Annotated in this window: 18 protein-coding genes; 7 read left to right on the top strand and 11 right to left on the bottom strand. The window is 64.5% G+C overall.

Going from position 1 to position 21,330, the window contains the following annotated elements; genetic code table 11:
- The first annotated feature begins 126 nt into the window (after positions 1-126).
- Together SJY12_RS00385 and SJY12_RS00380 are read left to right on the top strand one after the other, a co-directional pair.
- Positions 127-1,695 (top strand): hypothetical protein, encoded by a 1,569-nt coding sequence (locus SJY12_RS00385; RefSeq protein ID WP_397505639.1) that lies wholly within the window; start codon positions 127-129, stop codon positions 1,693-1,695.
- A 124-nt stretch (positions 1,696-1,819) separates the two neighbouring features.
- Positions 1,820-4,570 (top strand): TonB-dependent receptor domain-containing protein, encoded by a 2,751-nt coding sequence (locus SJY12_RS00380; RefSeq protein WP_397505638.1) that lies wholly within the window; start codon positions 1,820-1,822, stop codon positions 4,568-4,570.
- 99 nt (positions 4,571-4,669) lie between these two features.
- On the opposite strand, the gene SJY12_RS00375 is transcribed toward SJY12_RS00380, so the two are convergent.
- The 8 genes from SJY12_RS00375 to SJY12_RS00340 all read right to left on the bottom strand — a co-directional run bounded on the left by SJY12_RS00375 (position 4,670) and on the right by SJY12_RS00340 (position 11,434).
- Positions 4,670-5,107: a hypothetical protein gene (locus SJY12_RS00375; RefSeq protein WP_397505637.1), complete on the bottom strand. Its 438-nt coding sequence runs from the start codon at positions 5,105-5,107 to the stop codon at positions 4,670-4,672.
- A gap of 24 nt (positions 5,108-5,131) precedes the next feature.
- Positions 5,132-5,809, bottom strand: a complete 678-nt coding sequence (locus SJY12_RS00370) for a response regulator transcription factor (RefSeq protein WP_050600120.1) — start codon at positions 5,807-5,809, stop codon at positions 5,132-5,134.
- Positions 5,810-5,916: 107 nt separating this feature from the next.
- Positions 5,917-6,939: an aldo/keto reductase gene (locus SJY12_RS00365; RefSeq protein ID WP_397505636.1), complete on the bottom strand. Its 1,023-nt coding sequence runs from the start codon at positions 6,937-6,939 to the stop codon at positions 5,917-5,919.
- Between the two features lie 31 nt (positions 6,940-6,970).
- Positions 6,971-7,708 carry an SDR family NAD(P)-dependent oxidoreductase gene (locus SJY12_RS00360; RefSeq protein WP_397505635.1) on the bottom strand — a complete coding sequence of 246 codons (738 nt, stop codon included), beginning with the start codon at positions 7,706-7,708 and terminating at the stop codon, positions 6,971-6,973.
- A 13-nt stretch (positions 7,709-7,721) separates the two neighbouring features.
- The gene (locus SJY12_RS00355) at positions 7,722-8,864 is read right to left on the bottom strand and encodes an acyl-CoA dehydrogenase family protein (protein ID WP_397505634.1); all 1,143 of its coding nucleotides are present in this window, start codon (positions 8,862-8,864) and stop codon (positions 7,722-7,724) included.
- A gap of 72 nt (positions 8,865-8,936) precedes the next feature.
- Positions 8,937-9,746 (bottom strand): CPBP family intramembrane glutamic endopeptidase, encoded by an 810-nt coding sequence (locus tag SJY12_RS00350; protein WP_397505633.1) that lies wholly within the window; start codon positions 9,744-9,746, stop codon positions 8,937-8,939.
- Between the two features lie 62 nt (positions 9,747-9,808).
- Positions 9,809-10,783 carry an NAD(P)H-dependent flavin oxidoreductase gene (locus SJY12_RS00345; protein WP_397505632.1) on the bottom strand — a complete coding sequence of 325 codons (975 nt, stop codon included), beginning with the start codon at positions 10,781-10,783 and terminating at the stop codon, positions 9,809-9,811.
- A 60-nt stretch (positions 10,784-10,843) separates the two neighbouring features.
- A complete protein-coding gene (locus SJY12_RS00340; RefSeq protein WP_050600115.1) occupies positions 10,844-11,434 on the bottom strand; it encodes a flavin reductase family protein in 591 nt (196 codons plus the stop codon).
- A gap of 186 nt (positions 11,435-11,620) precedes the next feature.
- Here SJY12_RS00340 and SJY12_RS00335 point away from each other — a divergent pair, with 186 nt between their 5' ends.
- Positions 11,621-12,352 (top strand): 3'(2'),5'-bisphosphate nucleotidase CysQ, encoded by a 732-nt coding sequence (locus tag SJY12_RS00335; protein ID WP_397505631.1) that lies wholly within the window; start codon positions 11,621-11,623, stop codon positions 12,350-12,352.
- On the opposite strand, the gene SJY12_RS00330 is transcribed toward SJY12_RS00335, so the two are convergent.
- Entirely contained in the window at positions 12,353-13,246 is an 894-nt protein-coding gene (locus SJY12_RS00330; RefSeq protein WP_348345113.1) for a CoA ester lyase, read from the bottom strand.
- A gap of 107 nt (positions 13,247-13,353) precedes the next feature.
- Between SJY12_RS00330 and SJY12_RS00325 the strand changes: the two genes are divergently transcribed.
- The 3 genes from SJY12_RS00325 to SJY12_RS00315 are packed head-to-tail and all read left to right on the top strand — an operon-like array spanning position 13,354 to position 16,965.
- Positions 13,354-14,565 carry an acyl-CoA dehydrogenase family protein gene (locus SJY12_RS00325; RefSeq protein ID WP_397505630.1) on the top strand — a complete coding sequence of 404 codons (1,212 nt, stop codon included), beginning with the start codon at positions 13,354-13,356 and terminating at the stop codon, positions 14,563-14,565.
- Between the two features lie 18 nt (positions 14,566-14,583).
- Positions 14,584-15,654, top strand: coding sequence for an acyl-CoA dehydrogenase family protein (locus SJY12_RS00320; protein ID WP_397505629.1), 1,071 nt, complete (start codon positions 14,584-14,586; stop codon positions 15,652-15,654).
- Positions 15,655-15,663: 9 nt separating this feature from the next.
- Complete coding sequence (locus SJY12_RS00315) at positions 15,664-16,965, top strand: MFS transporter (RefSeq protein WP_397505628.1); 1,302 nt, start codon at positions 15,664-15,666, stop codon at positions 16,963-16,965.
- On the opposite strand, the gene SJY12_RS00310 is transcribed toward SJY12_RS00315, so the two are convergent.
- Together SJY12_RS00310 and SJY12_RS00305 are read right to left on the bottom strand one after the other, a co-directional pair.
- Positions 16,957-18,183 carry a TetR/AcrR family transcriptional regulator gene (locus SJY12_RS00310; RefSeq protein ID WP_397505627.1) on the bottom strand — a complete coding sequence of 409 codons (1,227 nt, stop codon included), beginning with the start codon at positions 18,181-18,183 and terminating at the stop codon, positions 16,957-16,959. The genes SJY12_RS00315 and SJY12_RS00310 overlap by 9 nt on opposite strands.
- The gene (locus SJY12_RS00305) at positions 18,180-19,916 is read right to left on the bottom strand and encodes a class I adenylate-forming enzyme family protein (RefSeq protein WP_063512099.1); all 1,737 of its coding nucleotides are present in this window, start codon (positions 19,914-19,916) and stop codon (positions 18,180-18,182) included. The genes SJY12_RS00310 and SJY12_RS00305 overlap by 4 nt, the downstream gene beginning before the upstream one ends.
- 178 nt (positions 19,917-20,094) lie before the next feature.
- On the opposite strand from SJY12_RS00305, the gene SJY12_RS00300 reads away from it, so the two are divergent.
- Entirely contained in the window at positions 20,095-21,330 is a 1,236-nt protein-coding gene (locus SJY12_RS00300; protein ID WP_397505626.1) for a serine hydrolase domain-containing protein, read from the top strand.

Genomic DNA, 21,330 nt, shown 5'->3' with positions numbered 1-21,330 from the left:
TGATCCGAGGTTCTGCAACACAACGGTCATCTTTCGACAAAAACTGTCACGAACGATCCCTAGCGGGGGATTCGCGATCCGAGATTTCGCATCCGATTCATCCGGTTTTTGAGGGGACCGTTACCCGTGACCAATTTCCATCGTTCGCTCGTCCTTGGCTGCTCTGCACTGGCTCTTGCCAGCTGCGGCGCCGACGAAATCGTCTCGCCGGGTACCGGCGGTGACGTGATCATCAACAACCCGACCCCGGCCCCGACGCCGACCCCCACGCCGACCCCGACGTCGACGCTGGTGACCCCGGCCGCGGGCTGCCCGACCATTTCCGACCCGGTCGGCCTGACCGATGGCAACACCATCACCGGCCCCACCGGCGAATACCGCGTCTGCACTCTGCCCGCGCGCTTCACCGCTTCTTCGACCCTGCCCTACATCGAAGGCCTGCTCTACCGCATCGACGGCCGCGTCGATGTCGGCACCGACGGCGGGGCTGCCGATACCGGCGCGGACACCGACGTCGAACTGACGATCGAACCAGGCGTGATCCTGTTCTCGTCGGGCTCCGGCTGGCTGAACGTCAACCGCGGCAACACGATCAATGCGAACGGGACTGCCGCGCGTCCGATCATCTTCACCAGCCGCGACAATGTGCAGGGGCTGAACACGGCCAATTCCTCGGGCCAGTGGGGCGGCGTCGTCCTGTCGGGCCGCGCTCCGGTAACCGATTGCATCGCCCCGGGCGCAACCTCGGGCACCACCGCCTGCGAACGCCAGGTCGAAGGCGCCGCGCAGCCGGCCCTGTTCGGCGGCGCGACCCCGACCGACAGCTCGGGCAGCATGAGCTACGTCCAGATCCGCTACTCGGGCTTCGTCCTGTCGGGCGACAGCGAACTGCAGGCGCTCACTACCGGCGGCACCGGTTCGGGCACGCAGCTCAGCAACATCATGAGCTACAACAGCTCGGATGACGGCGTCGAATTCTTCGGCGGCCAGTTCAACCTGCGCAACCTGATCGTGGTCGGCGCCGAAGACGACAGCCTCGACACCGACACCGGCGTAAAGGTCGACATGCAGAACGTGATTGCCATTCAGCGCCCCGGCGTCGGCGACACGATCATCGAAGCCGACTCGTCGAACGGTCTCGAAGAAGACACCCCGCGCCAGAACACGCGCATCTCGAACGCCACCTTCATCGCCAACAGCGGCACCGGCGACCAGGCGATCCGTATCCGCGGTTTCGCCGACTACACGATCGTCAATTCGGTCCTGGTCGACAATGAAGGCTCCACGCCGTGCCTGCGCATCGACAATCCCGAAACGCTGAACCGCGCTGCCAATGGCGCGATCGACGAAGCCGGCCCGGTGGTGTTCAATTCCTTCGTGCTCGATTGCTCGGTGGACTTCCGCGACAGTTCGGGCGGGGTGACCGCGGCGCAGATCGAAACGCGCTTCAACGCCGGTTCGAACAACGATGCCAATTTGACCAACACGCTGTCGATGGGCTTCGTAAACGGCACCAACGAGAACGGTGTCGCCGTGTTCGATCCGACCGCGATCTCGTCGTTCTTCCAGACCCCCACCAACATCGGCGCGGTCTATCCGGGCAACGACACCTGGATCCAGGGCTGGACCTGCAATTCGGCAACGGTGACCTTCGATGCCGCGGTCTCCGACTGCAGCAGCCTCCCGGTCTACTGATCCGTATCGACGGCTGCGGGGCGCGCATTCCGCGCGTCCCGCGGCCGGTTTCGCATTTCGCATCGGCGCCTTCGCAGGGCTCCAGCACAGTTTTTAAGACCTGAATATGAGGGGGTCTCGAACCATGTCGACCGGCAAGCAGCTTTCCGCGCTGCTCCTGCTCTCCACCGCGCTCACCTTCCCTGCCGGGGCCGCATTCGCCCAGGCAGCGAGCACCGGCGCCGAAGGCGTACCCGCCGATGAAGATCCCGCCACCGACGCCATCATGGCGCAGCAGGCCGAGGGCATCGACGACACGCCGCAGGAGGAAGCGTTCGAGGAAACCGATATTTCGGTCCCCGGGGGCGCAATCGTCGTCACCGGTCGCCGCCGGCAGGACGTTACCCGCGCCTCGTCGCAGGTCGTCTCGGTGCTCGACAGCGCCAGCATTGCGCGGACGGGCGAAGGCGACATCGCCGGCGCGCTGACCCGCGTCACCGGCCTGTCGACCGTGGGCAACGGTCTCGTCTATGTTCGCGGCCTGGGCGATCGCTACTCGCTCGCGCTGCTCAACGGCCTGCCCTTGCCCTCGCCGCAGCCGCTCAGCCGCGTGGTCCCGCTCGACATCTTCCCGACCAGCGTCATCGCATCGAGCCTGGTGCAAAAGACCTATTCGGCCAACTTCCCCGGCGAATTCGGCGGCGGCGTCATCAATCTGACGACCCGCGCGGTGCCCGATGAGAGCTTCGTCAAGGTCAGCGCGGGCATTTCGGGAGATACTGAAACCACCTTCGGCACGGGCTACACCTATTACGGGTCCGATTACGACTGGTTCGGCTTCGACGATGGGCGCCGCGACCCCGGCCCCAACCTGCAATCCTTCCTCGACAGCGGGCAGTCGCTCAACGACCCCGGCGTGGACCAGCAGGCCATCCTGACCGAACTGGGCGATCCCAATCTGATCCTCCTGCAGAGCACCGACGAACTGCCCGTCAACTGGTCGGGCGGCATCACCGCGGGCACCAGCGTCGATGTCTTCTCCGACGGCCGGTTCGGCGTGATCGCCACTGCCTCGCTCAGCAACAAGTACCGCAATCGCTTCATCACGCGGCAGGCCGCGCTGAACGGCGATCTCGACCTCGACCAGACGGGCAACCAGTTCCAGACCGACCAGCGGATCCTCGCCAATGCCATGCTCGGTTTCGGGCTCGAAGTGGGCGAGCACCGCTTCCGCCTGACGAACCTCTACATCCGCGATTCGCTCAAGCGCGCGTCGCTGGCGCAGATTTCCGACCTCACCGATGACGATGACGATCTGTTCCAGAATACCGGCTGGTACGAGCGCGAGCTGATCGACACGCAGTTTGTCGGCGAGCTCGAATTCGGCGACCTGTCGATCGACCTGCGCGGCGGTTATGCCCAGACGCAGCGCGAAGCGCCGAACGAATGGGAATTCGTCTATTCGCGCGACCTCAATCCCTCGGGCGGGTTCGACGATATCTATCTCAACCTGCAGAACGGCGGGCAGCGTGGTCGCACCACGGTGGCGTTCTCCGACCTGACCGAAGACCTCTATTACGGCGGTCTCGATGTCAGTTACCAGCTGGCCAACTGGCTGGGCGTGACGGTGGGCGGCGCCTATACCGACACCGAACGCCTGTCGCGGCGCCGCGAATTCGACATTCGCACGACGGGCGATTACCCGCTGGCGTTCGGCGCGCTGCGCCCCGACAATCTGCTGGGCGATGCGCTGATCGCGCTGGGTTACGATACGGAAGCGCAGACTGCCGGCGGGATCGGGCCGTTCTCCTACACCATTATCGATACCACCGCAGCCGACCCGGCCTTTTCCGCCGGGCTCGAGATCAAGGCTGGCTATGCGCAGGCGCGGATCGAACCGCTTGCCGGGGTCTCGCTCGATGCGGGTGTGCGCTACGAAGACGCGACGCAGCAGGTCGTGCCGCTCGGGCTCGACGGCCTGCCCAGCGGATCGGCCAATGCCACGCTGCTGAACAACGATTACTGGCTGCCCGCAGCCACGCTGACCTGGGAAATCGCCGACAGCCTGCAGGCGCGTTTCAACGCATCCAAGACCATCGCGCGCCCCCAGTTCCGCGAGCTGATCCTGCAGACCTATTACGATCCGGAAAGCAACCGCCAGTTCACCGGCAACCCCGGGCTGGTCGATAGCGAGCTGACCAATTACGAAGCCCGCGTCGAATATTACTGGGGCTCGGGCAGCAAGTTCAGCCTCGCCGGGTTCTACAAGGACATCGAGAACCCGATCGAGGTGTTTTCGAGCTTCAACGACAACACCGTGGTTAGCCGCTTCGCCAATGCGCCCCAGGCCGAACTCTACGGTGCGGAAGTCGAAGTCCAGTGGAACAAGGACCTCTACACGCTGGGCGATTGGTGGGACAGCAAGCGCTTCGTCGCGATTGCCAACTACACTTACACCCAGTCCGACATCAGCGTGCAGGCGGGCGACCAGGTCAATGTCCCCGAACTGGGCGGCCTGCAGTCGGCGTCCAACTTCTTCGAGGACGGTACCGCTCTTACCGGTCAGTCGGACCATATCGCCAACATCCAGCTGGGACTTGAAGACCTCGACCGCGTCAGCCAGGTGACCTTCCTGTTCAACTACGGCAGCAAGCGCGTGATCAGCCGCAGCACGCTGTCGCGCCCGGACATCCTCGAGGACCCCGGCCTGACGATCGACTTCGTCGCGCGGCAGGGTTTCGAACTGGCCGGGACGGACATGGAAGTGAAGTTCGAAGCGCGCAACCTGACGGGCCGCGACCATTTCGAATACCAGACCACCGGCACCACGCGGATCGAGAACAACAGCTACGACGTCGGCCGCAGCTTCAGTCTGTCGGTATCTGCCGAGTTCTGATCACGCCACCATACCCCTCGGAAAGGGCCGCTTTCGGGCGGCCCTTTTTCGTTGATGCGCGGCTGAAGTTGGGTGGGAAGCGGACTAAAGCTTCTCTGTTCAAAGGGTGATGAGGAGTAGCTTTCTGCCAGTTTGTGGGACGCCCACAAAAGTGTCAGGCACCCCGACCACCTCGTAGATATCATACGATTTATCGGCCAAGGATACTGTCTCGAAGTATGCCAAGTTTACATCATAACTGATGCCAATCTGAGAAGAGACTGCGCTGGCGTGTTCGTTTGGAAAAGTCGGCTTTGGCGAAGCGACGACCTTAGGCGCTTCCGCATAGAGTGTTGAGCGCATCGAAATCTGCTGAAACTCGGCGGTCAGGCCGGGAACCTCTTGTTTCGAACACGAGGCAGTAATCACTGCCGAGATGAACAGAGCTGCTGCAATTCCTCGCCCCATTCTCATGCGTAGCCCCTCGATCCGAGTAAATTCGATTAGGTTATGGGCTTTGATCTCTAGGTCCACAATGTCACCAATCGGGTCGTACAAAGACAGACCGCTTTCGCCCGACGCTCAGTCGTAGCTGTCGTAGACATACCCCAGCGAGCGCACCGTCCGCACGCGTTCGCCCGCGCCGACCTTGCGCAGCGCGCGGCGCAACCGGCCGACCCAGACATCGACCGTGCGCTCGTCGATCGGCGGCTCCTGCTTGCCCAGCGCCGCGATCAGATCGCCGCGCGACAGCACACGGTCGGGATTCTGCGCCAGGAAATGCAGCAGACGGAATTCATTGGGCCGCAGATCCAGCGCCCGGCCGTTCCACCGCGCCTGCAAGGCCGCGAGATCGACCAGCAGCGCGCCCAGTTCGAGCCGTTCGTTGACGCGTGGCTGTGCGCCGCCCATCTGCAGCGCCATCACGCGGTCGAGCACCATCGTGCGATCGATCGGGCCGGTGATGTAGTCGTCGGCCCCGGCGCGGAGCGCGCGGCGCTTGTCCTGCGCATCGTCTTCCTCGAGCACGATGGTGATGTGGGCATCCTGCATTCGCGGGTCGGAACGCAGCCGCCGGCACATCTCAAGCCCCGAGAGATCATCCATCACCCAGTCGACGAAAGCGCAGACAGGTCCTTCGACCAGCCGCCGCGGTCCATCGGGATAAAGCCGCGCGAAGGCGTAGCACAGATCGCCGTTCTCGAAGTCTGGCAAATCGCCTGCCATCGGGTCGGTCAGGAATATGTTGATCGTACGCACGCAGCCGTCACCCCACCAGTGAGGTGGCAGCGATGCCGCAGTCATATGACTCGTATGTGACCTCGCCTGTGCGTTTGTAACACTGCGGCGCAAAATGCGCCGCAGTGTTACGGTCTGGCGATCGTGAGCGACCAGTCGCGGGCCACGGTGGAGGCCACGCCGACCGGGTTCTTCGGCAGGTAGGGCTCTTCCAGCCGGCGGACCTCGTCCTCGGTCAGTGCCAGATCCATCGCCGCGCAGGCGGCGTCGATATGACCGGTCTTGGTCGCTCCGATGATCGGCGCGGTCACGCCTTTGGCGAAATGCCAGGCGAGCGCCACGCTCGCGCGCGATACATCCCGTTCCGCGGCAATCGCACCGACGGTTTCTACGATTGCGCGATCGGCGTCTTCCTGCTGGCGGTAAAGCATCTTGCCGAAGCCGTCGGTTTCACTGCGCACGGTGGTTTCGTCCCATGCGCGGGCAAGCTTGCCACGCGCCAGCGGGCTCCACGGAATGATGCCGATGCCCTGATCGGCGCAGAGCGGCAGCATCTCGCGTTCTTCCTCGCGGTAGAGCAGATTGACGTGATTCTGCATCGAGATGAACCGCGTCCAGCCATTCGCGCGGGCCACTTCCTGCGCCTTGGCGAACTGCCAGGCGAACATCGACGAGGCGCCGATATAGCGCGCCTTGCCCGCCTTCACGATGTCGTGCAGCGCCTCCATCGTTTCCTCGATCGGCGTGGCATCGTCCCAGCGGTGGATCTGGTAGAGATCGACATAGTCCATCCCCAGCCGCGTCAGGCTGTCGTCCACCGCCTGCATCAGCGCCTTGCGCGACAGCCCGCCCGCGTTGGGGGCCTGCTGCCAGGGCAGGAAAGCCTTGGTCGCGACCACGATCTCGTCGCGCCGCGCAAATTCGGGCAGCAGGCGCCCGATCACCTCTTCCGAGGCACCGCGCGAATACATGTTCGCCGTATCGAAGAAGTTGATCCCCGCCTCCACCGCTTCGCGGATGAAGGGACGGCTTTCGTTCTCCGAAAGCACCCAGTCGCCATGCCAGCCCTTGCTGGTGTCGCCATAGCTCATGCAGCCGAGGCACAGCCGCGAAACCTTGAGGCCCGAAGGCCCGAGATTGACGTAATCCATGATCGTATCCCCTTTCAGGAGCAGGCCGGTTTCAGGCGAGCGTCATTCCGCCATCGACGCGTATGGTCTGGCCGACGATATAATCGGCCAGCGGCGAGGCAAGGAACAACGCCGCCCCGGCCATGTCCTGCGGGGTGCCCATCCGGCCTGCCGGTATGCGCGCCACCGCGCCTGCCGCGCGCTGCTCGTTCTCGGTCGTGACCTTGGTCAGCTTGGTCGGGACAAGGCCCGGCGCGATGCCGTTGACGCGAATGCCCTCTCCCGCCCAGGCCTGCGCGAGGCTGCCCACCAGGCTGACCGCACCCGCCTTGCTGGCGGCATAGGCTGGGTTGCCCAGCATGGCGTGATAGGCGCCCACCGAACTGACCACGATCAGCGATCCGCCCCGCTCGGCCAGCCGGGGGCGGACGATCCGCGCGCAATCAATCAGCGAGTTGAGATTGACCTCCATCACCGCGTCCCAGCCCTCGCGCTCGAATTCCTCGCGGCGATAGCGCACCGTGCCCTGGCACAGCACGACGACATCGAGCCGCTCGGGCAGTTCAAAGCTGGCAGTGGCGGAGGCGTCCGACACGTCGAGCCGGTGGAAGGTCAGCCCCGCCAGATCGCTGCCTTCGGAGGCCGCATAATCGGATGCCGCAGCGCGGGTTCCGGTGACATGGACCAGCGCCCCGTGCTGGCGGAAGCCATGCGCAATGCCGTTGCCGATCCCGCTCGTCCCGCCCACGACGAGGACGGTCTTACCGGAGAAGTCGAGCGGATCGGTCATGCGGTATTGCTCCTCAGATCGAGCGGCTGATCACTTCCTTCATGATCTCGTTGGTGCCGCCGAAGATGCGCGTGACACGCGCATCGCGCCACAGCCGGGCAATTGCATATTCGTTCATGTAACCCGCCCCGCCATGCAGTTGCAGCGCCATGTCGCAGGCTTCCCATTGCAGGTCGGTATGCCACAGCTTGGCCGCGCTGGCCTCGTCTGTGGTGAGCTCGCCCGCAAGGTGCTTCCTGATCGCCCAGTCGAGATGCGCCCAGCCGACCTGGATCTTGGCCTTGAGGTCGGCGAGGACGAATTTGGTGTTCTGGAACTCGAACACCGTCTTGCCGAAGGCCTTGCGGTCCTTGGTGAACTTGACCGCTTCGTCGAAAGCGCGCTGCGCTGCGGCCTGCGCGCCCACCGCGATGCCCAGCCGTTCCTGCGGCAGTTCTTCCATCAGATGGATGAAGCCGCGCCCCTCGCCGCCGAGGATATTGGTCATCGGCACACGCACATCGTTGAAGAACAGTTCGGAGGTGTCCGCCGAATGCTGGCCGATCTTGTCGAGATTGCGCCCGCGCTCGAACCCTTCGGTGCCCGCATCGACCAGCACCAGCGAGGTGCCCTTGGCGCCCTGCGCGGGATCGGTCTTGGCCACCACGATGACGACATCGGCGTTCTGGCCATTGGTGATGTAGGTCTTGGACCCGTTCACCACGAGGTGGTTGCCGTCCTTGATCGCGGTGGTGCGGATGCCCTGCAGATCGCTGCCCGCGCCCGGTTCGGTCATCGCGATCGCCGAAATCACATCGCCCGAGACCATGCCGGGCAGGTATTTCGCCCGCTGTTCGTCGGTTCCGAGACGCTCGATGTAATTGGCAGTGATATCGTTCTGCAGCGTGAAACCGGCCGAGCTGCCGAGATAGGACAATTCCTCGCACAGCACGCAGTTGAAACCGAAATCGAGGCCGAGCCCGCCGTTCTCTTCCTTTACCGTGGGGCACAGCATGCCCGCCTCGCCCAGCGCCTTCCACGCCGAACGCGGGACGATGCCCTCTTCCTCGTGCTGGTCGAGATAGGGCGTCATGTGCTCGGCGAAGACCTTGCGCACGGTGTCGCGGAAGGCCTCGTGATCGTCGTTATAGGCGGTACGATAGCTGGTATCGAGCATGGAAGAGCTCCTCAATTCTGGTGCGAGTGGCGGGCCGTGGCCGACAACGGCAGACTCTGACGCGCCAGTAAGTCAAGCATTGTGCGACGCCTTATCGATCTGCGCCTGGCTGCGGCGCAGCATGACCAGGCCGGGGATTGTCGAGACGACGAAAATGACCGCGATCGCGGCGAGATAGCCCGACGCGCTGCCCGCCTCCGCGGGTGCTTCAACGCCGAAAAACACATCGAGATCGCCCATCGCGTTGATAAAGGCGTGGATGCCGATCACCGGCCACAGGCTGCGCGTATAGGCTGCAATCCCGGCGAAGCCGATGCCCAGCAGGGTGGAATAGATGACCTGCGGGACCACATCGCCAAGCGGTGCCTGGGAGATGTTGTAGGCATGCGCTATGCCGAAGATCAGGGCTTGCGCGAGCCCCGCTTTGACCAGCGCATTGGGCTGCGCCTGCCAAGCGCGATATAGGTAATAGAAACAGAACCCTCGCAGCAGGATTTCCTCAAACAGCCCGGTCGAGATGCTGTTGTAGAGCCAGCCTGCGGTCCTCGGCAGGTCGAATGTGAGCGATTGCAAGTCGACCGACAGCACATTGATCAATCCGATAAGCGCCATGGGGATCACTGCAAGCGGCCACCCCCTCGGCCACTCACGCACGGGCCGCGTGAGCCCCGTCTGACGGGCAAGTCCTGTCCGATGCAGCAGCACTACCAGCCCGGCAGCGATCGCCACCTGCGCGGTACTGTGGCCCATCTCCTTGGCAATCTTACCGGGATAGTCCGCCGCCCCGACGGCGACGAACAACAGCATGCTTGCCGCCAGTAAGGCAATCGGCAGAACCAGCGCCGCCCATGCGGGCCGGTCGGCCGAAACAATCGAATTCATCCAGGTTGTATCCTTATACTGAAAAAGACGTATCAGCCGTAGGGCAAGGCGGCGTCAGTCCCCTAGTTCAGGAAACCGGCAAGGCGGCCACGGATGATTTCTTCCGCTTCCGCCATGATCCCGTCGATCAGTTCCTTGCAGGTGGGGATGTCGTTGATCAGACCTGCCACCATGCCGCACGACCAAGCGCCGGCATCCATGTCGCCTTCGGTCATGATCCGCGGATAGACGCCCGCGACTTCCTCGATGATGTCCTCGAACTTGAGGTCGTCGCCCAGCTTGCGTTCCTTTTCCAGCAGGCGTTCGACGGCATCATTGGTCATGACGCGCTCGGTGTTGCGCAGCGGGCGCATGACCAGCCGCGTGTCGAGCTCGCTCGCCGCGACGATCGCCTTCTTCACGTTCTCGTGCACCGGCGCTTCCTGGGTGGCGATGAAACGCGTGCCCATGTTCATGCCTTCCGCGCCCATCGCCAGGCTGGCAACGAGACTGCGCGCATCGGCCATGCCGCCGCTGGCGACGAAGGGAATGTCGAGTTCATCCGCTGCGCGCGGCAGCAGGATCATGTTGGGAATATCGTCTTCGCCCGGATGCCCGCCGCATTCGAAGCCGTCGACGCTAACCGCATCGCAGCCGATCGACTGCGCCTTGAGGCTGTGCCGCACGCTGGTGCACTTGTGGATCACCTTGACCCCGGCGTCCTTGAAATAGGGCAGCACCTGCGCGGGATTGTTGCCCGCGGTCTCGACCGCCTTGACGCCGCCGTCGATGATCGCCTTGACCAGGCCGGGATAATCGGGCGCATTGACCGTCGGCAGGAAGGTCAGGTTCACGCCGAAAGGCTTGTCGGTCATATCCTTGCAGCGCGCGATCTCGTTCGCCAGCTTCTCGGGCGTACCCTGCGTCAATCCGGTGATGATGCCCAGCCCGCCCGCATTCGAAACCGCCGCGGCCATTTCTGCAAAACCGACATAGTGCATGCCGCCCTGGATGATCGGATGCTCGATGCCGAACATTTCGGTGATGCGGGTTTTCATGTGCTGTGCCTCTTCCCTTGGTTGCTTTTCGCAACGGGTATCGGCGCAAACGCGCTGAGTCTAGCGCTTCGCCACAGCTTCGAGAGCGGCCAGCAGGTCGGCCCCGCTCGCCGTAAGGGAAAGTCCAGTGCCCGCGCGTTCGGCCAGCCCTTCGCGCTCGAGGTCTTCGCCGGTCGGAGCCCGCATCACGCGGCCGTAGCGCCCGCCGTGATAGATCAGCGGGTCAGCCTCGCGCCGATCGAAATCGACGACTTCGCCGAGGAAGATGGCATGGTCGCCGCCTTCATATTCGAAGCGCGCGCGGCAACCGAACCGAGCGGCATAACCCGCCAGCAGCGGGGCGCCCTCCGGCCCATCGACATCCTCGACCCCGGCGAACTTGCCATCGCCCGGGCGGGCGAACCGGTCGGACATCGCCTGCTGATCCGCCGCGAGGACGTGCACCGCCCAATTGTCGGCATCGCGAAAGACCGGGAGGCTGCCCGAGCGCAGCGACAGGCTCCACAGCACCATCGGCGGATCGAGGCTGACCGAATTGAAGCTGTTCGCTGTCAGCCCGTACGGCCGCCCTGCTTCGTCGCGCGCGGTCACAATGGTCACGCCGGTGACGAAGCTGCCGAGCGCATCGCGGAAAGCTTGGGGATCGAACATCGGCTTCCCAGCTAGTCGCGCCCCGGCATTTGGGCAACCATGGAGACGCGCAAAGCCCGTAGCTGCAAGAAAGCTGCAGCGCGGGGCGGGCAAAATTGCATCTGGCCTGCCTTAGGGGGTTCGCAGCGCGGGCGGTCTCTGCCATGCGCGTCGGCCACCCTTACCAGCCAGGAATACCTTGCCGTGATGACCGATGCCGAACTCGCCGCCCACCTGGCCGAGGTTGCCGGGAAGATCCTGCTCGAAGTGCGCGGTAGCGGGGTCTTCCAGGGCAAGAGCCTGGGCAAGGCGGGCGACGAGACCGCCAATCAGTTCCTCGTCCATGCGCTACGCGAACAGCGGCCGGAAGACGGCCTGCTCAGCGAGGAAAGCAAGGACACCGACGAACGGCTGGCGAAGAACCGCGTGTGGATCGTCGATCCGGTGGATGGCACGCGCGAATATGGCGAGGAGCGCGCCGACTGGGCCGTGCATGTCGCCCTATGCATCGACGGCAGGCCCGAAATCGGGGCCGTCGCCCTGCCCGGTCTTGGCCTGGTGCTGCGCACCGACACGCCTGCCGCGGTGCCCGACGCAGCCGGAACGCCTCGCATGGTGGTCAGCCGGACGCGGCCGGCAGCCGAGGCGGTCAGCGTGGCGGAAACGATCGGCGCCGATCTGGTCGGCATGGGCAGCGCCGGGGCCAAGGCGATGGCGGTGGTTCGCGGCGAAGCGGAAATCTACCTGCACACCGGCGGCCAGTACGAATGGGACAGCGCCGCCCCCGCAGCGGTGGCGCTTGCGCATGGCCTGCATGCCAGCCGGATCGACGGCTCTCCGCTCACCTACAACCAGCGCAACACCTACATGCCCGACCTGCTTATCTGCCGGACCGAATGGGCCGACCGGGTGCTTGAAGAGGTCGCCCGGCTGGGCTGATCAGTCTTCTACCTGTGCCAGCAATTGCCGGGCGCGGGACAGGTGCGGGCGGTCGAGCATGCCGCCCTTCCAGCCGATCGTGCCGGCACCGGGATTGGCCTCGAACAGATCGACGATCTCGCGCGCTTCGGCCACTTCCTCATCGGAGGGAGTGAAGGCTTCGTTGATCACCGGCACCTGCGCCGGGTGGATCGCCAGCATGCCGCGATAGCCTTGACGGCGCACCTCGATCGCGCGCTTGCGCAGCGCCTGGAGATCGCGGAAATTGGTGTCGATCGTTTCCACCGGCACGACTTCGGCCGCCGCGGCGCCCAGCAGGCACAGGCTGCGTGCCAGCTTGTAGGTAAAGGCGAAATCGCCTTCGAAATCCTTGTTGCTCTGCGCGCCGAGCGAATCGGCCAGGTCTTCCGCGCCCCAGGTCATTGCCGCCAGGCGCGGCGCACCGCCGTAGTCGCCGGTGGTGAACATGGCTGCGGCGGTTTCGGTCACCAGTGCAATCACCGGGGTCGATCCGGTCGCGATCCCGTTCTCGTCTTCGAGCGGAGTGATGAGCCGGTCGAGTTCTTCGACATCGTGGCGGCCACGCGACTTGGGCAACATGATCCCGCCCGGCCGGGCGGGTATGACGGCGGCCAGATCGTCGGCGGCCCACGGTCCGTCGAGCGGGTTGATCCGCACCCACAGACGCGCGCGTTCGTCCTCGCTCTTGCCGGACAGGAATTCGGCGATGCTCGCGCGTGCACCTTCCTTGCCGCTTTCGACCACCGCATCCTCGAGATCGAAGATCACGATATCGGCGTCGCCTTCGGCGGCCTTGGCCATCTTTTTCACGCTGTCGCCGGGAGCGAACAGCCAGCTGCGCATGCGGATTCGGGTAGGCTGAATATCGGTCATCCGCGCGCTTGAGACGCAAAGCGGAGCGTTCGTCAAGCATGCCCTAGCGTATTTCCGTAAGCGTAAACTTTGCGATATGCACTGCGACGGAGAAGGAGGAGAGACCCATGGCAACCCAGCTAGAACCGGACATTCATGCCGATGAGGAGGCATTCCGCACCGAAGTGCAGCAATTCCTCGCGGCCAATTTCCCTGCCGAACTGAAAGGCAAGGCCAATGCGCTGGCCGGGGTCGACGGCCCGACCGACGAAACGCCTGCGCAGACCAGATGGCGCGAAGCCGTGGGCGGGCGCGGATGGGGCACCCCGACATGGCCGAAGGAATATGGCGGGGGCGGCCTGACCAAGGCGCAGGCGAAGATCGTCGACCAGGAATTCGCCAAGGTCGGGGCCTACAACCCGATCGGCGGCATGGGCGTGATGATGTTCGGCCCGACGCTGCTCGAATATGGCAGCGAGAAACAGAAGCAGGAGCATATCCCGCCGATTTGCCGCGGAGAAATCCGCTGGTGCCAGGGCTATAGCGAACCCAATGCCGGGTCCGATCTCGCCAATCTGCAGACCTTCGCCGAAGACAAGGGTGATCACTACATCGTCAATGGCCAGAAGACCTGGACCAGCGGTGGCCAGTGGGCGGACAAGTGCTTCGCCATCGTCCGCACCGACAAGAGCGACAAGCACCGCGGCATCAGCTTCATGCTGATCGACATGGATGCCCCCGGCGTGGAAGTGCGCCCGATCACCATGATCAGCGGCACCAGCCCGTTCTGCGAAACCTTCTTAAGCGACGTCAAGGTGCCGAAGGAAAACCTCGTCGGCGAGGAAGGCCAGGGCTGGACGATCGGCAAGCGCCTGCTGCAACACGAGCGGACCAATATTTCGGGCGGCGGGCGGCTCGCCAGCATGATGGGCCGCAGCCTCGGCGAGATTGCCAAGCGCTACGGCAAGACCGATGCCGATGGCGAACTGGCCGACAAGGTCCTGCGCGACAAGATCGCCGACTTCGAAATCCGCTGGAACAGCTTCCTGCTCACCGCGCGCCGCGCGGTGGAGGAAAGCAAGGCGCAGGGCGGCGTGTCGGAAATCAGCTCGGTGCTCAAGAAGCTCGGCACCAAGCTGAGCCAGGAACGCAGCGAGTTGCTGATCGAGATCCGCGGCCTGCAGGGGCTCGGCTGGGAAGGCGACGATTTCACCGACGGCGAACTCGAAGCAGTGCGCGGCTGGCTCTTCGGCAAGGCCACCACGATTTACGGCGGCTCGACCGAAATCCAGAACAACATCATCGCCAAGCGTGTGCTCGGCATGCTCGACCACCAGTAAGATAGGGGAGCACAGACAATGGCAGTTCTCAACGAAGAACAGGAAATGCTGCGCGACATGGCGCGCGACTGGGCGACCAATGAAAGCCCCGTGGCCGAATTTCGCAAGGTCCGTGCGGCCGGCGAACCTCAGGCCTATAATACCGAAGCCTATGCCACGATGGCGGAAATGGGCTGGGCCGGGGTGATCATCCCCGAAGCGCATGGCGGGTCCGATTTCGGCTTCATGTCGGCAGGCCTCGTGGTCGAGGAACTGGGCAAGACGCTGACCGCCAGCCCGCTGGTCGCAACGACGATCGCCGCAAGCGCGATCATCCTCGGCGGCAGCGACGAACAGAAAGCCAAGTGGCTGCCCAAACTCGCCAGCGGCGAAACCGTGGCGACGCTCGCGGTCGATGAAGGCGCGCATCACGATCCCTCCGCCATCGAAGCCAGCGTGTCGGGCGGCAAGCTGTCGGGCAAGAAGGCCTTCGTCCACGAAGCGCATGGCGCCGACCTGTTCGTGGTCGCGGCCACGGACGGGCTCTACCTGGTCGAAAAGGGTGACGGCGTCACGCTGACCACGCGCAAGCTGACCGACCAGCGCAGCCATGCCGATGTGGCGTTCGATGGCGCCGCGGCGGACAAGCTCGAAGGCGGCGGCGATACGCTGCTCGACGACGTGCTCGACCGGGCGCGCGTGCTGGCGGCTGCCGAAATGCTCGGCATGGCGCAGCAGGTGTTCGACACCACGCTCGATTATCTGAAGCAGCGCGTGCAGTTCAACCAGGTGCTCGCCACCTTCCAGTCGCTCCAGCACCGCATGGCCGACCTGTTCGCCGATCTCGCGCAGATGCGCTCGGCGGTGGAAGCCGGCCTGCAGGCGGTCGATGGCGGCTTCGGTGTGGCCCGCGCGGCCACGATCGCCAAGGCCGAAGCCAACCGCGTGCTGCACGTGATCAGCAACCAGGGCATCCAGCTGCATGGCGGCATCGGCATGACCGATGAATACGACATCGGCTTCTACCTCAAGCGCGCGCGCGTGCTCGAGGCGAGCTGGGGATCGACGAGCTATCTCAAGGACCGGTTCGCCAAGTTGTCCAGCTATTGAGACCGGCGATTGAGCGACGCTAACGCCTCTTCGGGCGACACCGCAGGGGCGCTCCCGGACGACGATGTCTGGGGGCGCCACAGCGCCTTCATGGAAGCCAATCTCCGGCGCAACTACACTACCAACCTGACGCATGGCGTATTCGGTATGACGGGCTTTCGCCTGATCTACGCCCCCACGATCATCCCCGCCTACCTCTACCTGCTGACCGGCAGCGCCGCCGCAGTCGGCCTCGGCACCGCGCTGTTGCAGCTGGGCGGCACAGTATCGCCGATCCTGTCGGGGGCGCAGGTCGAAAGCCGCAAGCGTATCCTGCCCTATGCGATCACCGTGGGGTCGATGATGCGGGTGATGGTCCTCGTGCTGGCGATCGCGGCCTGGACGCTCGAAGGCACCGCATTGCTGGTGGTCACGCTCGCCAGTTTCCTGCTGCTCGGTTTCTTCAGCGGGGCGCAGCGGGTGGCGTTCCAGATGCTGATGGCCAAGCTGATCCCGATCGACCGGCGCGGCCGGCTCCAGGGCATACGCAACATGGTCGGCGGCCTCATTGCCGCCGTGCTCGCCTGGGTGGCGGGCCATTATTTCATCGAGCAGCAATGGCTGGGCAATGGCTATGCCACCACCTTCCTGCTGGCTTTCATCCTGACCTCGGTCGGGCTGTTCGTATTGCGGCTGGGGATCCGCGAACCCGATGCCCCGCGGCGGCGGCCCGCCATCCCGCTGCGTGAACGGATCGGCCAGTTCGGCGAACTGCTTCGCCACCGCGATTTCCGCGCGTTCCTGTGGGCGCATGGGCTCGCCGCGATCGCGCGCGTCGGCCTGCCCTTCTGGACGCTCTATGTCGGCGACCGGCTGGGCCTCGACGGCGCGCTGATCGGGACGCTGAGCTTCGCCTTCCTCGCGGCCGACACAATGTCGAACCTCGTCTGGGGCTCGCTGGGAGACCGCTTCGGTTTCCGCGCGGTCTATCTCGGCGCGCTGATCAGCAGCCTGGTGGGCATGCTGCTGCTCGTGCTGGGCGAAGGCTGGCTGGTCTATGCCAGCTTCGTCTTCCTCGGCTTCGGGTTTTCGGGCTGGATGATGGCCGCGGTCACACTGGTGCTCGAATTCGGCGAGCACGAGGACATTCCCATGCGACTGGCGCTGACGACCACGGTCGAGGGCGGCGTGTCCTCGGTCGGCCCGATCCTCGTCGGGTTGAGCATCGCGGCACTGGGCTATGCCCCGCTGATCGTTGCCGCCTTCGCTTCGCTGCTGGCCAGCCTCGCGTTGATGCTGTGGCGCGTGCGCGAACCGCGCACCTCAGCGTGACGGTGCCAGCACGCCTTCCGACATGACCGACAGATAGGTCTCGATCGCTTTTTCCGGTTGTTCGAAACGCGCCGCCCAGTGCCGCGCCTCATAGGCCGAGTTGACCGTCGACATGATCACCTGGCCCGCCACCAGCGGATCGATCGGGCGCACCGAACCATCGGCAATCCCGTCGATAAGCATGCCCGCAAAGCGGCGGGCCAGCCGGTTGGACCGCGTGACGACGCCGCTCTTGTGTTCGGTATCCAGCGCCTGCAGCGCGGTGGTGCGCAGCAGCGGCGTGCGGTCGAAGAACTGCAGGTCGACCAGCTCCGCCAGCACGCTCGACAGGCGCTTCCAGTAATCGGTGCCGATATCGCGGCCCGCGATCTGCACGGTGGAAAGCCGGTCGTAGCTCTGCTGGAAACAGGCCAGCACCAGATCGTCCTTGGCCTCGTGGTGGTGGTAGAAACTGCCCTTGGTGACATTCAGGCTTTCCGCGATGCGGTTGACCGAGGCGCCGCGATAGCCGCGCTCGTTGATCATAACGGTCGCGGCGCGCAGGAAGGCCTCGTTCTGCGTCGCATCGTCGTCTTCCCCCGTCCGCCAGCCGCCCGTCAGCGGTTCGGGTTCGAACCGGCCGCGCTGCGCCGGCAGGCCGTGCGCCAGGACGTCGAACAGCCGTTCCTCGATGCGCGCGAAATCGAGCACCGAATAGCGGATCGACCACACCGGCCACCACATCACCGCTTCGAGCAGGATATGCGCGCGCGCCGAAAACAGCGCGCGTTCGGCGTTGTCGTGCCATTCGCCGAAGAAACGCCGCACCAGATCGACCACGCGCAGGTAATGCGCCATCAGCGGATCCTGCACTTCGGTATCGAGCGTGCGGATTTCCGACAGCGCCACCGTCAGCCCGCGTTCGCCCGCGCGGATACGCTTCCTCAGCTCGACATGCGCAGCGATGAAATGGCGCAGCCGCGCGGCGGGATCGGCCTGCGACAGCGCATCGCGCGCAATGTCTTCCATCAACGTCAGCGTCTGGTCGTATACGGCAACGACCAGCTGTTCCTTGCGCGGGAAGTAATAGGTGACGCTGGTGGCGTTGAGCCCGATTGCGCGCGCCACTTCGGCCAGCGTGGTCGCCTGGACCCCGACCTCGTTTATCAACACCGCCGCGGCATGGACGATCGCTTCGCGCTTCTCGCCGAACTTGCGGGTCGCCGCTGGCCGGATCATGCGAAGAATGCACCCAGATCCTTCTTGAGGATCTTGCCGTTGGCATTGCGCGGCAGCGTGTCCTGCACGAAGGCGATGCGCACCGGCACCTTGAACTTGGCAAGACGCGCGGCGACCCATTCGCGCAATTCGTCCTCGGTAGCGGACATGCCGGGGGCGAGGTGCACGACCGCCGCGGGTTCTTCGCCCAGTGTCGGATGCGCGATCGCCACCAGCGCGGCATCGGTCACCGCGGGGTGATCGTAGAGCACGTTCTCGACTTCGGAGGAGTAGATGTTTTCGCCCCCGCGGATGATCATGTCTTTGGCCCGGTCGACGATGTAGCACCAGCCTTCCTCGTCCAGCCGCGCCAGATCGCCCGTGCGGACCCAGCCATCGACGAATGTCTCGGCGGTCGCCTCGGGCCGGTTCCAGTAGCCCTTCACCACCATCGGACCGCGCGCCCACAGCTCGCCCACTTCGCCCACCGGCAGTTCGGTAACGCCGTCATCTCCCACGATCTTGAGATCGGCCACCGCGACGGGCGGGCCGCAGCTGTCGGGCCGGTTGAGGTAATCCTCGCTCGAATGGCCGGTCACCGTGGCCATGGTCTCGGTCATACCCCAGCCATTGGCCGGCAGCGCACCGAATTCCTCGTGGATCTTGCGGACCAGTTCGGGGGCCGCCGGGGCGCCGCCATAAGCCACCGCCTCGAGGCTGGAGAGGTCGTAATTCGCGCGTTCGGGATGCTCGAGCAATTGCCAGGCGATTGTCGGAACGCCGCCGGTCAGATTGACCTTCTCCCGCTCGATCAACTGGAACGCCTTAACCGGGTCCCATTTGTGCATGAACACCATGGTGTGCCCGGCCACGACATAGCCCATCAGGCCCGCCGAACAGGCGGTGACGTGAAACAGCGGAATGACGGTCAGGCCGACCTTCTGCACCGGCGCCGGCGGTTCCTCGCCGCGACGCAGGAAGGCGATCGCCCCATTGTATGCGCTCGACATGATGTTGGTGCACAGATTGCGATGCGTACCGAGCGCGCCCTTGGGCTGGCCGGTGGTGCCGCTGGTGTAGAAGATCGTCGCTTCGTCTTCGGGATCGATGTCCACCTGGGGCAGCTCGGCGGAAGGAAGCGCTGCATAATCCTTGGGCGTTCCGAGGAGGTCTTCAAGCTGCTCCGCCCCTTCCAGTGGCGCATCGCTGCGCGATACGAGAGCATGTTCAAGATCGGGCAGCTCGCCGCGGTGCGGGGCGATACGCTCCCAGCGTTCGGCGTCGCACACCAGCAGCTTGGCGCCCGAATTAGCGAGGCCGAAAGCGAGCTCGGGGCCCGTCCACCAGGCATTGAGCGGCACGCAGATCGCGCCGATCGTGGTCGCGGCGAAAAACGCGACCGGCCATTCGGGCAGATTGCGCATCGCCAGCGCCACGCGGTCGCCTTTCGCCACGCCGCGCTCGCGAAGTTCGGCAGCCATTCGCGCGACTGCGCGGAACCACGCTTCATAAGTGACGCGCTCGTCCTCGTAGATGGCGAACAGCCGGTCCCCGTGGGTGCGTGCGGCCATCGCCACCTGGCGCATGTTGGTGGGCGCGTGCTTCCACACGCGGGTGGGCACGCCGCGAATGTCGATCGTCTCCATTTCGAAGCGTTCGCCCGGTGCGGTGAGGCGGTCGCGGCATTCGGCCCGCGACATGGCCGGCCAGCCGGCCGGTGGCACGAATCCGATTTCGTGCGCGAGATTATTCATGGCTCTCCCCTTCCCGCCTCTGTGGGCGAGTCTCCAACTCTCTCAAACAATCGGTCTAACCCCGCGGGGCCGCGTCGCGCAAGTCGCCTTCGAAGCAAAGGTATGAGGGTGGCAAGAACAGATGAAATCGCTATTCAGGCAAAACCGAAGCATAGGTATGTGCGGAGAGGAGATCAGGATGTTCGATCTGGCAGATGCCGGAGAGCTGGGATTCGACGCTGACAGGCTGGCGCGAATCGCGCCTTTCCTCAGCGACGCCTATATTGCGAACGGGCGTCTGCCCAATGCGCAGCTGGTGGTCGCGCGCGATAGCCGGCCGGTCCATTACACCAGTCTCGGCAAAATGGGCGACGACGGGCGCGAACTGCGCGACGACGCGCTGTTCCGCATCGCCAGCATGACCAAGCCGGTCGCTTCGGTGGCCTTCATGCAGCTGGTCGAACAGTGCAAGGTCGCGCTTGAGGAACCGGTCACGCGGGTGTTTCCCGAATTTGCTGACCTCTCACTTTATGCGGGCGGCGGCGGTTCGATCCCCTTCGCGCCGGGCACCCCTGCCCCGCCGATGCGCTTCGTCGATTTGCTGACGCATATGTCGGGCCTCACCTACGGCCTGCAGAACCGCACCAATATCGACGCGGTCTATCGCGAGAACAATTTCGACTTCGCGCGCAATCACCTCGACAGCGACGGCTACATCGAGAAGCTGGCGCAGCTGCCGCTCGAATTCGCGCCCGGCCAGGGATGGAATTATTCGGTGTCGACCGATGTGCTGGGGATTGCGGTCGAGCGGATCAGCGGCATGCGCCTGGGCGACTATTTCGAGCAGCATATCTTCGGCCCGCTGGGGATGAAGGATACGCGCTTCGGGGTCGCCGAAGGCCAGGCGGACCGGCTGGTCGATGCCTATGCCTATCGGCCCGGCAAGCCCCCTAAAATGATCGACGCCGGGGCCACCAGCAAACTCAACCGAGCCGGTACCTTCGACAGTGGCGGCGGCGGACTGGTCGGCAGCATTGCCGATTACCACCGCTTCGCCACGATGCTGCTCAACGGCGGCGAGCTCGACGGCGCGCGGATACTCAGCCCGAAGACCGTGCGGCTGATGCGCACCAACCACCTGCCCGGCGGGGCCGACCTTACCGAGATGTCGAGCAGTCTGTTTTCCGAAGCCAACAATGCCGGCACCGGGTTCGGCCTGGGCTTTGCGATGGTGATCGACCCGGCGAAGACGCTGATGCCGTCGAGCCTGGGCGAATTCTACTGGGGCGGCGCCTATTCGACCGCCTTCTTCGTCGATCCGGTCGAACGGATCACCATGGTTTTCATGACGCAGGTCTATCCTTCGTCGACCTATCCCATCCGGCGGCAGCTCAAGACCCTGATCTATTCCGCCCTCACCCAATCCCACGCCTGA

The sequence above is a fragment of the Qipengyuania sp. R86523 genome (genome assembly GCF_044596365.1).
GTDB lineage: Bacteria > Pseudomonadota > Alphaproteobacteria > Sphingomonadales > Sphingomonadaceae > Qipengyuania > Qipengyuania citrea.
Note: the sequence above shows the minus strand (reverse complement) of the source record. Positions and strands in the feature narration are given on the sequence as shown.

Coding starts and splice junctions, on each gene's coding strand:
- SJY12_RS00380 (WP_397505638.1), top strand. CDS start 1,820: ATGTCGACCGGCAAGCAGCTTTCCGCGCTGCTCCTGCTCTCCACCGCG.
- SJY12_RS00365 (WP_397505636.1), bottom strand. CDS start 6,939: ATGGATTACGTCAATCTCGGGCCTTCGGGCCTCAAGGTTTCGCGGCTG.
- SJY12_RS00360 (WP_397505635.1), bottom strand. CDS start 7,708: ATGACCGATCCGCTCGACTTCTCCGGTAAGACCGTCCTCGTCGTGGGC.
- SJY12_RS00355 (WP_397505634.1), bottom strand. CDS start 8,864: ATGCTCGATACCAGCTATCGTACCGCCTATAACGACGATCACGAGGCC.
- SJY12_RS00350 (WP_397505633.1), bottom strand. CDS start 9,746: ATGAATTCGATTGTTTCGGCCGACCGGCCCGCATGGGCGGCGCTGGTT.
- SJY12_RS00345 (WP_397505632.1), bottom strand. CDS start 10,783: ATGAAAACCCGCATCACCGAAATGTTCGGCATCGAGCATCCGATCATC.
- SJY12_RS00340 (WP_050600115.1), bottom strand. CDS start 11,434: ATGTTCGATCCCCAAGCTTTCCGCGATGCGCTCGGCAGCTTCGTCACC.
- SJY12_RS00335 (WP_397505631.1), top strand. CDS start 11,621: ATGACCGATGCCGAACTCGCCGCCCACCTGGCCGAGGTTGCCGGGAAG.
- SJY12_RS00330 (WP_348345113.1), bottom strand. CDS start 13,246: ATGACCGATATTCAGCCTACCCGAATCCGCATGCGCAGCTGGCTGTTC.
- SJY12_RS00325 (WP_397505630.1), top strand. CDS start 13,354: ATGGCAACCCAGCTAGAACCGGACATTCATGCCGATGAGGAGGCATTC.
- SJY12_RS00320 (WP_397505629.1), top strand. CDS start 14,584: ATGGCAGTTCTCAACGAAGAACAGGAAATGCTGCGCGACATGGCGCGC.
- SJY12_RS00310 (WP_397505627.1), bottom strand. CDS start 18,183: ATGATCCGGCCAGCGGCGACCCGCAAGTTCGGCGAGAAGCGCGAAGCG.
- SJY12_RS00305 (WP_063512099.1), bottom strand. CDS start 19,916: ATGAATAATCTCGCGCACGAAATCGGATTCGTGCCACCGGCCGGCTGG.
- SJY12_RS00300 (WP_397505626.1), top strand. CDS start 20,095: ATGTTCGATCTGGCAGATGCCGGAGAGCTGGGATTCGACGCTGACAGG.